This is a genomic window from Streptomyces curacoi (assembly GCF_001513975.1).
GTDB lineage: Bacteria > Actinomycetota > Actinomycetes > Streptomycetales > Streptomycetaceae > Streptomyces > Streptomyces curacoi.
In genome coordinates this window covers 144266-157727 of the sequence record NZ_KQ947991.1, presented here as the reverse complement: position 1 = coordinate 157727, position 13462 = coordinate 144266, and the positions used below count along the sequence as shown (strand labels likewise).

Sequence of the window (13462 nt, the reverse complement as noted above, 5' to 3'; positions counted from 1 at the left end):
CTGCACGTACATGACTGACGCACCCGTCATAGGCGTCCTGGCCCTCCAGGGCGACGTACGGGAGCACCTCATCGCCCTGGCCGCGGCCGACGCCGTGGCCAGGCCGGTGCGGCGCCCCGAAGAGCTCGCCGAGGTCGACGGCCTCGTCATCCCCGGCGGCGAGTCCACGACCATCTCCAAGCTGGCCGTCCTCTTCGGCGTGATGGAGCCGCTGCGCGCGCGCGTGCGGGACGGCATGCCCGTCTACGGCACCTGCGCCGGCATGATCATGCTCGCCGACAAGATCCTCGACCCGCGCTCGGGCCAGGAGACCGTCGGCGGCATCGACATGATCGTGCGCCGCAACGCCTTCGGCCGCCAGAACGAATCCTTCGAGGCCGCGCTCGACGTCAAGGGCGTCGACGGCGACCCCGTGGAGGGCGTCTTCATCCGCGCCCCCTGGGTCGAGTCCGTCGGCGCCGAGGCCGAGGTGCTCGCCGAGCACGACGGCCACATCGTCGCGGTCCGCCAGGGCAACGCGCTGGCCACGTCGTTCCACCCGGAACTGACCGGCGACCACCGTGTCCACGGCCTGTTCGTCGACATGGTGCGCGCGATGCGTGCACCCGAGTCCTTGTAGGATCTCAGGCGTTCGTTCATAGATGGGTTACGCGAAGGAGACAGGCAGATGTCCGGCCACTCTAAATGGGCCACGACGAAGCACAAGAAGGCCGTCATCGATGCCAAGCGCGGCAAGCTCTTCGCGAAGCTGATCAAGAACATCGAGGTCGCGGCCCGTATGGGCGGTGCCGACCCCGACGGTAACCCAACCCTCTACGACGCCATCCAGAAGGCGAAGAAGCAGTCGGTTCCGAACAAGAACATCGACTCCGCCGTCAAGCGCGGCGCGGGCCTTGAGGCCGGCGGCGCCGACTACGAGACGATCATGTACGAGGGCTACGGCCCGAACGGTGTCGCGGTGCTCATCGAGTGCCTCACCGACAACCGCAACCGCGCCGCCTCCGACGTCCGCGTCGCCATGACCCGCAACGGCGGCTCCATGGCCGACCCGGGCTCGGTGTCGTACATGTTCAGCCGCAAGGGCGTCGTGATCGTCCCCAAGGGCGAGCTGACCGAGGACGACGTCCTCGCCGCCGTCCTGGACGCGGGCGCCGAGGAGGTCAACGACCTCGGCGAGAACTTCGAGGTCATCAGCGAGGCCACCGACCTGGTCGCCGTCCGCACGGCCCTCCAGGACGCCGGCATCGACTACGAGTCCGCCGAGGCCAACTTCGTGCCGTCCGTCCAGGTCGAGCTGGACGAGGAGGGCGCCAAGAAGATCTTCAAGCTGATCGACGCGCTGGAGGACAGCGACGACGTCCAGAACGTCTTCGCCAACTTCGACGTCAGCGACGAGATCATGGAGAAGGTCGAGGCGTAACGCCGCCGCGAGCTGCACGGGCTCAACGGGCCGACGGGACATACCCGTCGGCCCGTCGCATTGTCAGCGGCACCCGATAGCCTGCACAAACAGGCGATCGAAGGAGGGGCGGTGCGCGTACTCGGGGTGGACCCCGGACTGACGCGATGTGGTGTGGGCGTCGTCGAGGGGGTCGCGGGCCGGCCACTGACGATGCTCGGCGTCGGCGTCGTCCGGACGCCGGTGGACGCCGAGTTGGGCCACCGCCTCGTCGCCATCGAGCAGGGCATCGAGCAGTGGCTGGACGAGCACAGGCCCGAATACGTCGCCGTGGAGCGGGTGTTCAGCCAGCACAACGTCCGTACGGTGATGGGCACCGCCCAGGCCAGCGCGGTCGCCATGCTCTGCGCCGCCCGCCGCGGCATCCCCGTCGCCCTGCACACCCCGAGCGAGGTCAAGGCTGCCGTCACCGGCAGCGGCCGGGCCGACAAGGCCCAGGTCGGCGCCATGGTCACCCGTCTGCTGCGGCTCAGCGCCCCGCCGAAGCCGGCCGACGCCGCCGATGCCCTCGCGCTCGCCATCTGCCACATCTGGCGGGCCCCCGCCCAGAACCGACTCCAGCAGGCTGTCGCCCTGCACACAGCCAAAGCACCGAAAGGCCGTACGGCATGATCGCCTTCGTCAGCGGCACAGTGGCCGCACTCGCTCCCGACGCCGCGGTGGTCGAAGTGGGCGGGGTCGGCATGGCCGTCCAGTGCACGCCGAACACGCTGTCCACCCTGCGCGTCGGGCAGCCCGCCAAGCTGCACACCTCGCTGGTGGTCCGCGAGGACTCACTCACCCTGTACGGCTTCGCGGACGACGACGAACGGCAGACGTTCGAGCTGCTGCAGACCGCGAGCGGAGTCGGCCCCCGGCTGGCCCAGGCGATGCTGGCCGTGCACTCGCCCGACGCCCTGCGCACAGCCGTGGCGACCGGCGACGAGAAGGCGCTCACCGCCGTCCCCGGCATCGGCAAGAAGGGCGCCCAGAAGCTCCTTCTGGAGCTGAAGGACCGCCTGGGCGCACCGATCGGCGCGCCCGCCGTGGGGGCACCGGTCACGCACGGCTGGCGCGACCAGCTGCACGCTGCCCTCATCGGCCTCGGGTACGCGACCCGCGAGGCCGACGAGGCGGTCGCCGCCGTGGCCCCGCAGGCCGAGGCCGCCGAGGGCACACCGCAGGTCGGCCGGCTGCTGAAGGCGGCCCTGCAGACCCTCAACCGAGCGCGTTGATCGACAGACTGGTCGACAGACTCATCGACGGACCTGACGACACCCGGGTACGACGCCCCGTACACCACCCACCGCGACCCCCGAGGCACACTCCATGAACTGGGACGACACCACCGACACCCCCGCCCCCGAGCGGCTCGTCGGTGCGTCCGCCGACCGTGAGGACCAGGCCGTCGAGGCCGCGCTGCGCCCGAAGGACCTGGGCGAGTTCATCGGCCAGGAGAAGGTCCGCGAACAACTCGACCTCGTCCTGCGCGCCGCACGAGCGCGGGGCGCCACCGCCGACCATGTGCTGCTCTCCGGTGCCCCCGGCCTGGGCAAGACCACCCTCTCGATGATCATCGCGGCCGAGATGGGCGCCCCCATCCGCATCACGTCCGGCCCCGCAATCCAGCACGCTGGCGACCTCGCCGCGATCCTCTCCTCCCTCCAGGAGGGCGAGGTCCTCTTCCTCGACGAGATCCACCGCATGTCCCGGCCCGCCGAGGAGATGCTGTACATGGCGATGGAGGACTTCCGCGTCGACGTGATCGTCGGCAAGGGCCCGGGCGCCACCGCCATCCCGCTCGAACTGCCCCCGTTCACCCTGGTCGGCGCCACCACGCGCGCGGGCCTGCTCCCGCCCCCGCTGCGCGACCGCTTCGGCTTCACCGCCCACATGGAGTTCTACGAGCCCGCCGAGCTGGAGCGCGTCATCCACCGATCGGCCGGCCTGCTCGACGTGGAGATCGAGGGCGACGGCGCCGCCGAGATCGCCGGCCGCTCCCGTGGCACCCCCCGCATCGCCAACCGCCTGCTGCGCCGCGTCCGCGACTACGCCCAGGTCAAGGCCGACGGGATCATCACCAAGGACATCGCCGCGGCCGCCCTCGCCGTCTACGAGGTCGACGCCCGGGGCCTCGACCGGCTCGACCGCGCCGTCCTGGAAGCCCTGCTGAAACTGTTCGGCGGCGGGCCCGTCGGCCTGTCCACGCTCGCCGTCGCGGTGGGGGAGGAGCGCGAGACGGTCGAGGAGGTCGCCGAACCCTTCCTCGTACGCGAAGGCCTGCTGGCCCGCACCCCGCGCGGCCGGGTCGCCACCCCCGCGGCATGGGCCCATATCGGCCTCACCCCGCCCCACTCGTCAGCTGCGGGAAACGGACAACAGGACCTGTTCGGGGCGTGATGAGACCGTGACGGCGAGCTCAGTGGCCGCAGGGGGAACCCCGGTGCCATGCTGAGCGTTGTTCCATGCGCGGAGACTCGCTTAGACTCCGCCGATGCCGCCGTTGTCGGCGGCACACATACCCCCAACCATCAGGCCGCTCACCATCGCGGTCGTGTGAAGGAAGTTCCGACCCGTGAGTCTCGTGACCCTCCTCCCGTTCATCGTGCTCATCGGGGCCATGTTCCTGATGACCCGGTCGGCCAAGAAGAAGCAGCAGCAGGCCGTGGAAATGCGGAACCAAATGCAGCCCGGCAGTGGTGTCCGCACGATCGGGGGCATGTACGCCACGGTCAAGGAGGTCAACGACGACACCGTCCTCCTCGACGCCGGCCCGGGCGTGGATCTCCTCTTCGCCAAGAACGCGATCGGTGCCGTCCTCTCCGACGACGAGTACAACCGCATCGTGCACGGCATCGAGCACGACCTGAAGTCCGACGTCGTTCCGGACGACGCCTCCTCCCTCACCGAGACCGACGAGCCCGCCGCTGCCGCCGCCTCCGACGAGAAGCCCGTCGACCTCGGCAAGAAGGACGCGGACGAGGAGCCGTCCGACGAGGCCGTGGCCGCCGAGGCGAAGGCGGACGACGAGCCGAAGAAGTCCGACGGCGACTCCGACGCGAAGTAGCCATGTCCCGGGGCGCGCGGGCCATGCCTGCGCGCCCCCGGGCATGCCGATCTCGCACGGGATCCCGACACCATGTCATGGCCGCCCGCCCGTCGATCCGGAGCGAGGCGGCCCGAGAGGGAGTACGAGAAGGTGGCAGCACCTAAGAAGGGCCGGAACGCGAGCGCCCAGAGCAAGCCAGGGCGCTCGCTGGCCCTCATCCTGATCGCCATCGCGGGGCTCACCGGAGGGATGTTCGCCTCCGGGCACACCACTCCGCGTCTTGGCATCGACCTGGCCGGCGGCACGAGCATCACGCTCCGTGCGGAAGCGGAGCCGGGCCAGGAGTCCGCGATCAACAAGACCAACATGAACACCGCGGTCGAGATCATGGAACGCCGTGTCAATGGTCTGGGTGTCTCGGAAGCGGAGGTTCAGACCCAGGGCGACAGGAACATCATCGTCAACATCCCCAAGGGCACGAACTCCAAGGAAGCCCGGGACCAGGTCGGCACCACCGCAAAGCTCTACTTCCGTCCTGTCATCGCCACCGAGATCTCCGGCGCCGGCGCGACGCCCACCCCCTCGCCGAGCGCCTCCAACAGCGCGTCGGGTGACTCCACCGAGAAGGCGGACTCCTCCGCGTCGCCCTCCGGCTCGGCCAGCCCCTCGGCGAGCTCCACCACCCAGGGCCGCGCGGTCACCGACGCCCTGAAGGCCGACCCCACGCCGTCCACGAGTGCCTCCCCGTCCGCGAGCGGCAGCCCCTCCGGCGACCCGGCGACCGGCAAGCTCGAAGAGCAGTACGCCGCGCTGGACTGCACGAAGAAGGCGGTCCGCGCCAAGGCCGGCGACGGCGCCAAGGCCTCCGACCCCACGGTCGCCTGCGGCCAGAACTCTTCGGGCCAGTGGCAGAAGTACATCCTCGGCCCCGCCGAGGTCGACGGCACCGACGTCGACAAGGCCGAGGCCCGTTTCAACACGCAGACCGCCGCCGGCTGGACCGTGACCATGGAGTTCACGGATGCGGGCGCCAAGAAGTTCGGCGAGATCACCGGCAAGCTGGCCAAGAACCAGCAGCCCCAGAACCAGTTCGCCATCGTCCTGGACGGCGACGTCGTCTCCGACCCGTCCGTCAGCCAGGCGCTGACCGGCGGCAACGCCGAGATCTCCGGCAACTTCACCCAGGAGTCGGCCCAGAGCCTCGCCAACATGCTGTCGTACGGCGCCCTGCCGCTGTCCTTCAGCGAGGACAGCGTCACCACGGTGACCGCCGCGCTCGGCGGCGAGCAGCTGAAGGCCGGTCTGATCGCCGGTGCGATCGGTCTCGCCCTGGTCGTCATCTACCTGCTGGTCTACTACCGCGGCCTGTCGGTCATCGCGATCTTCTCGCTGCTGGTCTCCGCGGCCCTGACCTACACGATCATGTCGCTGCTCGGCCCGACCATCGGCTTCGCGCTGAACCTGCCGGCCGTCTGCGGTGCCATCGTCGCCATCGGCATCACGGCAGACTCGTTCATCGTGTACTTCGAACGCGTCCGCGACGAGATCCGCGAGGGCCGCACGCTGCGCCCCGCCGTGGAGCGGGCCTGGCCGCGCGCCCGGCGCACCATCCTGGTCTCCGACTTCGTGTCGTTCCTCGCCGCCGCGGTGCTGTTCGTCGTCACCGTCGGCAAGGTCCAGGGCTTCGCGTTCACGCTGGGCCTGACCACCCTGCTCGACGTGGTCGTCGTGTTCCTGTTCACCAAGCCGCTACTGACGATCATGGCCCGCAGCAAGTTCTTCGCGAGCGGCCACAGCTGGTCGGGTCTCGATCCCAAGCGACTGGGTGCCCAGCCGCCGCTGCGCCGCACCCGCCGTCCCTCCGCCCCCATCGAGACGAAGGAGGCGTGAGATGTCGAAGCTCGGCAACCTCGGCGCCCGACTGCACCGTGGCGAGGTCGGCTACGACTTCGTCGGCAACCGCAAGATCTGGTACGGCATCTCGATCCTGATCACCATCACGGCCATCGTCGGCCTGGCGGTGCGCGGCCTGAACATGGGCATCGAGTTCCAGGGCGGAGCGGTCTTCAACACACCGAAGACCAGTGTCTCGGTGGCGCAGGCGCAGGAGTACGCGGAGGAGGCGTCCGGCCACGACGCGATCGTCCAGAAGCTCGGCAGCGGCGACGACGCCACGCTGCGCATCCAGGTCGCGGGCATCGACACGGCCGAGGCCGACAAGGTCTCTGCAGAGCTGGCCAACAAGCTGGGCGTCGCGGAGAAGGACGTCACCGGCGAACTCGTCGGCCCCAGCTGGGGTGAGCAGATCGCCAACAAGGCCTGGCAGGGCCTCGGGATCTTCCTGATCCTTGTGGTGATCTATCTGGCGATCGCGTTCGAGTGGCGCATGGCCCTCGCCGCGTTCGTCGCACTGATCCACGACATCACCATCACGGTCGGCATCTACGCCCTCGTCGGCTTCGAGGTCACACCGGGCACCGTGATCGGTCTGCTGACGATCCTCGGTTACTCGCTCTACGACACGGTCGTCGTCTTCGACAGCCTCAAGGAGCAGACGAAGGACATCACCAAGCAGACCCGCTGGACCTACAGCGACATCGCCAACCGCTCGATCAACAGCACCCTGGTCCGCTCCGTCAACACCACGGTGGTCGCCCTGCTGCCGGTGGCGGGCCTGCTGTTCATCGGCGGCGGTTTCCTCGGCGCCGGCATGCTCAACGACATCTCGCTGTCGCTGTTCGTCGGCCTCGCGGCCGGTGCGTACTCCTCGATCTTCATCGCCACGCCGCTCGTCGCCGACCTCAAGGAGCGCGAGCCGCAGATGAAGGCCCTGAAGAAGCGCGTGCTCGCCAAGCGGGCCCAGGCGGGCGCCCACGGCGAGTCCCCGGACGACGCCCCGGTCACCGACGAGCCGCTCGGCGACGAGCCGGACGACGCCGCCCCGGCGGTCGTCGGGCCGCGCAACCAGCCGGCGTCCCGTGGCCGGGGCCGCGGCCGACCCTCGGGGAAGCGCCGGTGACCGAGATCAAGGAGCTTCTGCTCAGCCGTATCCGGGACGTGGCGGACTACCCGGAGCCGGGCGTGATGTTCAAGGACATCACCCCGCTCCTGGCGGACCCGGCGGCGTTCACGGCGCTCACCGACGCACTGGCCGAGGTCGCCGCGAACACCGGCGCCACGAAGATCGTCGGCCTGGAGGCCCGCGGGTTCATCCTGGGCGCCCCTGTGGCCGTCCGCGCGGGCGTCGGCTTCATCCCCGTACGCAAGGCGGGCAAGCTCCCCGGGGCGACCCTCAGCCAGGCGTACGACCTGGAGTACGGCTCCGCCGAGATCGAGGTGCACGCCGAGGACCTGGCAGCGGGTGACCGTGTCCTGGTCATCGACGACGTCCTGGCGACGGGCGGCACCGCGGAGGCCTCGATCCAGCTGATCCGCCGGGCGGGCGCCGACGTGGCCGGTCTGGCGGTCCTGATGGAGCTGAGCTTCCTCGGCGGCCGAGGCCGCCTTGAGCCGGCCCTGGCCGGAGCCCCGCTGGAGTCACTGCTCACGGTCTGAGCCAAGCCCTCCGCACAGAGCGGGCCTGGAAACCGATGCGTATGCCGCGCACCTCGACACGAGGCGCGCGGCATACGCATGTGTGGGGCACTCCCACGCGCGGGCCGGCGAGCGCCGCACGCACCGAGGCCACGTGTCCACCGCAAGGGGCGCACTGAAGCAATGCCTCGTCCGGAGCCACTACTTGGCTCGAAATACGCGCCTCGGGGCCCGCACGCGCCGCACCCGAGGGACGTGCGCAACCCCTTCGACAGCCGCACGAAACGCTCGCGCCACCCGCCTCACACCGCCCCGACGGCCCCGCAGGAATCCCGCGGCAGCCCCTCGCGTTTCTTCGGTAGACGGCCCTCACATCGGGCTGAAGGCGATCCTCGGGCGCAGGATCGCTACCATGGGGTCTCCGGAGCCTGATCGGGGGACCCGGATCGCGCACGAGGAGTCCTCTTGCCAGACGAGGCCCAGCACCTGACCGCCGCCAAGCCCGAGCCCGCCTCGGCAGCCGCGGCGAAGCCCGCGCCGAACACGTCGCACGCGAAGAACGACACCCGCGGGACGGTCGAGCACGCCCAGTCCGCGCCCGTCGACAAGCCCGCCGAGCAGGCCCGGCCCAAGCCCGCACCGCCCGAGCGCCCCGCGACCGCACCGGTACGCCCGAACACCGGCCAGCCCGCCCGCTCCGGCTCCTCCAACCGCGTCCGCGCCCGCCTCGCCCGCCTCGGCGTCCAGCGCTCCAACCCGTACAACCCGGTGCTGGAGCCGCTGCTGCGGATAGTCCGCAGCAACGACCCGAAGATCGAGACCGCCACCCTCCGCCAGATCGAGCGCGCCTACCAGGTCGCCGAGCGCTGGCACCGCGGCCAGAAGCGCAAGAGCGGCGACCCGTACATCACGCACCCGCTCGCGGTGACCACCATCCTCGCCGAGCTGGGTATGGATCCGGCCACCCTCATGGCCGGCCTGCTGCACGACACCGTCGAGGACACCGAGTACGGCCTCGACCAGCTCCGCCGCGACTTCGGTGACCAGGTCGCCCTCCTCGTCGACGGCGTCACCAAGCTGGACAAGGTCAAATTCGGCGAGGCCGCGCAGGCCGAGACCGTGCGCAAGATGGTCGTCGCCATGGCCAAGGACCCCCGCGTCCTGGTCATCAAGCTCGCCGACCGCCTGCACAACATGCGCACCATGCGCTACCTCAAGCGCGAGAAGCAGGAGAAGAAGGCGCGCGAGACCCTGGAGATCTACGCGCCGCTCGCCCACCGCCTCGGCATGAACACCATCAAGTGGGAGCTGGAGGACCTCGCCTTCGCGATCCTCTACCCCAAGATGTACGACGAGATCGTACGGCTGGTGGCCGAGCGGGCACCGAAGCGTGACGAGTATCTGGCCATAGTGACCGACGAGGTCCAGCAGGACCTGCGCGCGGCTCGCATCAAGGCGACCGTGACCGGCCGCCCGAAGCACTACTACAGCGTCTACCAGAAGATGATCGTCCGCGGTCGCGACTTCGCGGAGATCTACGACCTGGTGGGCATCCGCGTCCTCGTCGACACCGTCCGCGACTGCTATGCGGCACTGGGCACCGTCCACGCCCGCTGGAACCCGGTTCCGGGGCGGTTCAAGGACTACATCGCGATGCCCAAGTTCAACATGTACCAGTCGCTGCACACGACGGTCATCGGCCCCAACGGCAAGCCGGTCGAACTCCAGATCCGTACGTTCGACATGCACCGCCGCGCCGAGTACGGCATCGCCGCGCACTGGAAGTACAAGCAGGAGGCCGTCGCCGGCGCCTCCAAGATCCGCACCGACGCGCCGAAGTCGTCCGGCAAGGGCAAGGACGACCACCTCAACGACATGGCGTGGCTGCGCCAGCTGCTGGACTGGCAGAAGGAGACCGAGGACCCCGGCGAGTTCCTGGAGTCCCTGCGCTTCGACCTGTCCCGCAACGAGGTCTTCGTCTTCACCCCCAAGGGCGACGTCATAGCGCTCCCGGCCGGTGCCACCCCGGTCGACTTCGCGTACGCCGTGCACACCGAGGTGGGCCACCGCACCATAGGGGCGCGGGTCAACGGCCGTCTCGTACCGCTCGAATCCACCCTGGACAACGGCGACCTGGTCGAGGTCTTCACCTCGAAGGCGGCCGGCGCGGGCCCGTCCCGCGACTGGCTCGGCTTCGTGAAGTCGCCGCGTGCCCGCAACAAGATCCGGGCGTGGTTCTCCAAGGAGCGCCGCGACGAGGCGATCGAGCAGGGCAAGGACGCCATCGTCCGGGCGATGCGCAAGCAGAACCTGCCGATCCAGCGCATCCTCACCGGCGACTCGCTGGTCACGCTCGCGCACGAGATGCGGTACGCCGACATCTCCGCGCTGTACGCGGCGATCGGCGAGGGGCACGTCTCCGCGCAGAACATCGTGCAGAAGCTCGTCCAGGCGCTCGGCGGCGAGGAGGCCGCCACCGAGGAGATCGACGAGGCGGTCCCGCCGACCCGAGGCCGCAGCCGCAAACGCCGCTCCAGCGCCGATCCGGGCGTCATCGTCAAGGGCGTCGAGGACGTGTGGGTCAAGCTGGCCCGCTGCTGTACGCCCGTACCCGGCGACCCCATCATCGGCTTCGTCACGCGCGGTAGCGGAGTATCGGTTCACCGCAGCGACTGCGTGAACGTGGAGTCACTGTCCCGTGAGCCCGAGCGCATCCTCGAAGTCGAGTGGGCGCCCACGCAGTCGTCGGTCTTCCTGGTCGCCATCCAGGTCGAGGCCCTGGACCGCTCCCGGCTCCTGTCGGACGTCACCCGCGTCCTGTCCGACCAGCACGTCAACATCCTCTCCGCGGCCGTCCAGACCTCCCGCGACCGCGTCGCCACGTCCCGCTTCACCTTCGAGATGGGCGACCCCAAGCACCTCGGGCACGTCCTGAAGGCGGTCCGGGGCGTGGAGGGCGTGTACGACGTGTACCGGGTGACGTCGGCGCGCAGCCGGTCGTAGGCATACGACGCACGGCCGTAGGCATACGACGCAAGACCGTGAGGCATACGACGCAAGGCCGTGAGGCATACGACGCGAAGGGCCCCGTACGCGATGTACGGGGCCCTTCGCGTCGTACCGGCTGTCAGCCGCCGAACTCCTGCAGACCCTTCAGCGCCTGGTCCAGCAGCGCCTGGCGGCCCTCCAGCTCGCGCTGGAGCTTGTCGGCCTTGGCGTTGTTGCCCTGGGCGCGCGCCTGCTCGATCTGGCCCTTCAGCTTGTCCACGGCGGCCTGGAGCTGACCGGTCAGTCCCTCGGCACGCGCGCGTGCCTCCGGGTTGGTCCGGCGCCACTCGGCTTCCTCGGCCTCCTGGATGGCCCGCTCGACGGCGTGCATCCGGCCCTCGACCTTCGGCCGGGCGTCGCGCGGCACATGGCCGATGGCCTCCCAGCGCTCGTTGATCGAGCGGAAGGCGGCACGCGCGCTCTTCAGGTCACCGATCGGCAGGAGCTTCTCGGCCTCCCCGGCCAGCTCCTCCTTCAGCTTCAGGTTCTCCGCCTGCTCGGCGTCGCGCTCGGCGAAGACCGAGCTACGGGCGGCGAAGAAGACGTCCTGGGCGCCGCGGAAGCGGTTCCACAGGTCGTCCTCGTGCTCGCGCTGGGCGCGGCCCGCGGCCTTCCACTCCGCCATCAGCTCGCGGTAGCGCGCCGCCGTCGGACCCCAGTCCGTCGAACCGGACAGCGACTCGGCCTCGGCGACCAGCCGCTCCTTGGTCTTGCGGGCCTCCTCGCGCTGCGCGTCCAGGTGCGCGAAGTGTGCCTTGCGGCGCTTGGAGAACGCCGACCGGGCGTGCGAGAAGCGGTGCCACAGCTCGTCGTCCGACTTGCGGTCCAGCCGCGGCAGGCCCTTCCAGGTGTCCACCAGGGCCCGCAGCCGCTCGCCGGCGGCCCGCCACTGGTCGGACTGCGCCAGCTCCTCCGCCTCGGCGACCAGCGCCTCCTTGGCGTGCCGGGCCTCGTCGGACTGCTTCGCGCGCTGCGCCTTGCGCTCCTCGCGACGCTTGTCGACGAGCTCGACCAACTTGTCCAGGCGGGCCCGCAGGGCATCCAGGTCACCCACCGCGTGATGGGCGTCGACCTGCTCCCGCAGATGGTCGATGGCGGTCTGGGCGTCCTTCGCCGACAGGTCGGTGGTCTTCACCCGCTTCTCGAGGAGGCCGATCTCGACAACCAGGCCCTCGTACTTGCGCTCGAAATAGGCCAGCGCCTCCTCGGGGGAGCCTGCCTGCCAGGAACCGACGACCTTCTCGCCATCGGCCGTACGCACGTACACGGTCCCCGTCTCGTCGACGCGGCCCCACGGGTCGCTGCTCACAGCGCCTCCTCCACATGATGCCTGCGAGGGGCTCGTGTTCCCCCGGGCATCGTCCACAGTTTCGTCACGGCCAACATAGGCGACCGGCGGGTTGCCTGTCCGCATCCCGCGCGACCGAAATTTCGCAGTTCGCGGTCAGGATTTGGTGACCGTCGCCTTGTTGATTACGACCGTCGCGTTGGGCGCCCCGTCGCCCCCGCCGGTGCTCTCGCCGGCGTCGGCAATCTTCTTGAGTACCTTCATGCCGGATTCGGAAACGGTACCGAACGGTGTGTAGCTCGGCGGGAGCTGACTGTCCTTGAACACGAGGAAGAACTGGCTGCCGCCGGAGTTCTTCTGCCCGGTGTTCGCCATCGCCACGGTGCCCGCCGGGTAGATGTTGTCCTTCAGGCTTTTGTCCTTCAGGTTCTCGTCCGGAATCGTGTACCCGGGACCGCCGGTGCCGGTGCCCGTCGGGTCGCCGCACTGCAGCACGTGGATGACGTTGGTGGTGAGCCGGTGACACTTGGAGTGGTCGAAGTACCGCTTGCCGGCGAGGAAGTCGAACGAGTTGACGGTGTGCGGCGCGGCCGACGCCTTCAGCGCGATGTCTATGTCACCGCACGTCGTCGCCAGCTTCATCGTGTACTTCGCCGACTTGTCGATGGTCAGCTCCGGCTCCTTCTTCCAGGTCGCCGTCTTGACCTTGCCCTCGGCCGGCTTCTCGCACGGGTCCGGGGCCTTGCTGGTCGGGCTCGGGCTGACCTCCGAGCCCGCGTTCTCCTTCTTGGTGCCGTCGTCCTTGAGTACCCCGGTCGTGTACAGCGCGAGGCTGCCGATGATGACCACTCCGAGCACCGACGCGATCACCGAGTTGCGCATGCGCGCCTTGCGCCGGGCGACCGTGCGCCGTTGCTGCTGCCGCAAGAACTTCTCCCGGGCGAGCTGACGCCGCCGCTGTTCCTGGCTGACCACCGGGTTTTCTCCTCATGCGTCGTATGTGTCGACCGGTACGCGTGCGTCCTATGAGCCGATCGCCTGCGTGTGCCCCGTACCGTATATGGGTTCGCTGAGGAATCGGCAGCGCCGGTAGGCTCTGACGACA

General features: G+C 69.5%; 12 protein-coding genes. 10 read left to right on the top strand and 2 right to left on the bottom strand.

Translation table 11 applies throughout. The features are described from left to right. Positions 1 to 10 precede the first annotated feature (10 nt). The 10 genes from pdxT (at position 11) to relA (ending at position 11024) form a co-directional block, all read left to right on the top strand. The gene (gene pdxT, locus AQI70_RS26575) at positions 11 to 619 is read left to right on the top strand and encodes a pyridoxal 5'-phosphate synthase glutaminase subunit PdxT (RefSeq protein ID WP_062154394.1); all 609 of its coding nucleotides are present in this window, start codon (positions 11 to 13) and stop codon (positions 617 to 619) included. 48 nt (positions 620 to 667) lie between these two features. Beyond that, the gene (locus AQI70_RS26570) at positions 668 to 1420 is read left to right on the top strand and encodes a YebC/PmpR family DNA-binding transcriptional regulator (RefSeq protein WP_004002664.1); all 753 of its coding nucleotides are present in this window, start codon (positions 668 to 670) and stop codon (positions 1418 to 1420) included. A 111-nt stretch (positions 1421 to 1531) separates the two neighbouring features. Next, positions 1532 to 2071 carry a crossover junction endodeoxyribonuclease RuvC gene (ruvC, locus tag AQI70_RS26565; RefSeq protein WP_062154392.1) on the top strand — a complete coding sequence of 180 codons (540 nt, stop codon included), beginning with the start codon at positions 1532 to 1534 and terminating at the stop codon, positions 2069 to 2071. Beyond that, positions 2068 to 2673 carry a Holliday junction branch migration protein RuvA gene (ruvA, locus tag AQI70_RS26560; protein WP_062154390.1) on the top strand — a complete coding sequence of 202 codons (606 nt, stop codon included), beginning with the start codon at positions 2068 to 2070 and terminating at the stop codon, positions 2671 to 2673. The genes ruvC and ruvA overlap by 4 nt, the downstream gene beginning before the upstream one ends. 94 nt (positions 2674 to 2767) lie before the next feature. Further along, positions 2768 to 3838 (top strand): Holliday junction branch migration DNA helicase RuvB, encoded by a 1071-nt coding sequence (gene ruvB / locus AQI70_RS26555; protein WP_062154388.1) that lies wholly within the window; start codon positions 2768 to 2770, stop codon positions 3836 to 3838. A gap of 175 nt (positions 3839 to 4013) precedes the next feature. Continuing rightward, positions 4014 to 4505, top strand: a complete 492-nt coding sequence (gene yajC / locus AQI70_RS26550; RefSeq protein WP_062154386.1) for a preprotein translocase subunit YajC — start codon at positions 4014 to 4016, stop codon at positions 4503 to 4505. 132 nt (positions 4506 to 4637) lie between these two features. Beyond that, positions 4638 to 6377 carry a protein translocase subunit SecD gene (gene secD, locus AQI70_RS26545; RefSeq protein WP_062154383.1) on the top strand — a complete coding sequence of 580 codons (1740 nt, stop codon included), beginning with the start codon at positions 4638 to 4640 and terminating at the stop codon, positions 6375 to 6377. Between the two features lies 1 nt (position 6378). Continuing rightward, a complete protein-coding gene (gene secF / locus AQI70_RS26540; RefSeq protein ID WP_062154381.1) occupies positions 6379 to 7506 on the top strand; it encodes a protein translocase subunit SecF in 1128 nt (375 codons plus the stop codon). Beyond that, on the top strand, positions 7503 to 8042 hold the full coding sequence (locus tag AQI70_RS26535; RefSeq protein WP_062154379.1) for an adenine phosphoribosyltransferase: 540 nt from the start codon (positions 7503 to 7505) through the stop codon (positions 8040 to 8042). Before secF ends, AQI70_RS26535 begins: the two co-directional genes overlap by 4 nt. A gap of 444 nt (positions 8043 to 8486) precedes the next feature. Then, on the top strand, positions 8487 to 11024 hold the full coding sequence (gene relA, locus AQI70_RS26530) for a GTP pyrophosphokinase (RefSeq protein WP_062154377.1): 2538 nt from the start codon (positions 8487 to 8489) through the stop codon (positions 11022 to 11024). Between the two features lie 124 nt (positions 11025 to 11148). On the opposite strand, the gene AQI70_RS26525 is transcribed toward relA, so the two are convergent. Both AQI70_RS26525 and AQI70_RS26520 read right to left on the bottom strand, forming a co-directional pair. Further along, positions 11149 to 12378 carry a DUF349 domain-containing protein gene (locus AQI70_RS26525; RefSeq protein WP_062154375.1) on the bottom strand — a complete coding sequence of 410 codons (1230 nt, stop codon included), beginning with the start codon at positions 12376 to 12378 and terminating at the stop codon, positions 11149 to 11151. A 135-nt stretch (positions 12379 to 12513) separates the two neighbouring features. After that, a complete protein-coding gene (locus AQI70_RS26520) occupies positions 12514 to 13332 on the bottom strand; it encodes a peptidylprolyl isomerase (protein ID WP_062154373.1) in 819 nt (272 codons plus the stop codon). Positions 13333 to 13462 lie beyond the last annotated feature (130 nt).

Bases quoted from the DNA above. Each gene is read 5' to 3' on its own strand.
- pdxT (WP_062154394.1), top strand. From the start codon at position 11: ATGACTGACGCACCCGTCATAGGCGTCCTGGCCCTCCAGGGCGACGTA.
- AQI70_RS26570 (WP_004002664.1), top strand. From the start codon at position 668: ATGTCCGGCCACTCTAAATGGGCCACGACGAAGCACAAGAAGGCCGTC.
- ruvA (WP_062154390.1), top strand. From the start codon at position 2,068: ATGATCGCCTTCGTCAGCGGCACAGTGGCCGCACTCGCTCCCGACGCC.
- ruvB (WP_062154388.1), top strand. From the start codon at position 2,768: ATGAACTGGGACGACACCACCGACACCCCCGCCCCCGAGCGGCTCGTC.
- secF (WP_062154381.1), top strand. From the start codon at position 6,379: ATGTCGAAGCTCGGCAACCTCGGCGCCCGACTGCACCGTGGCGAGGTC.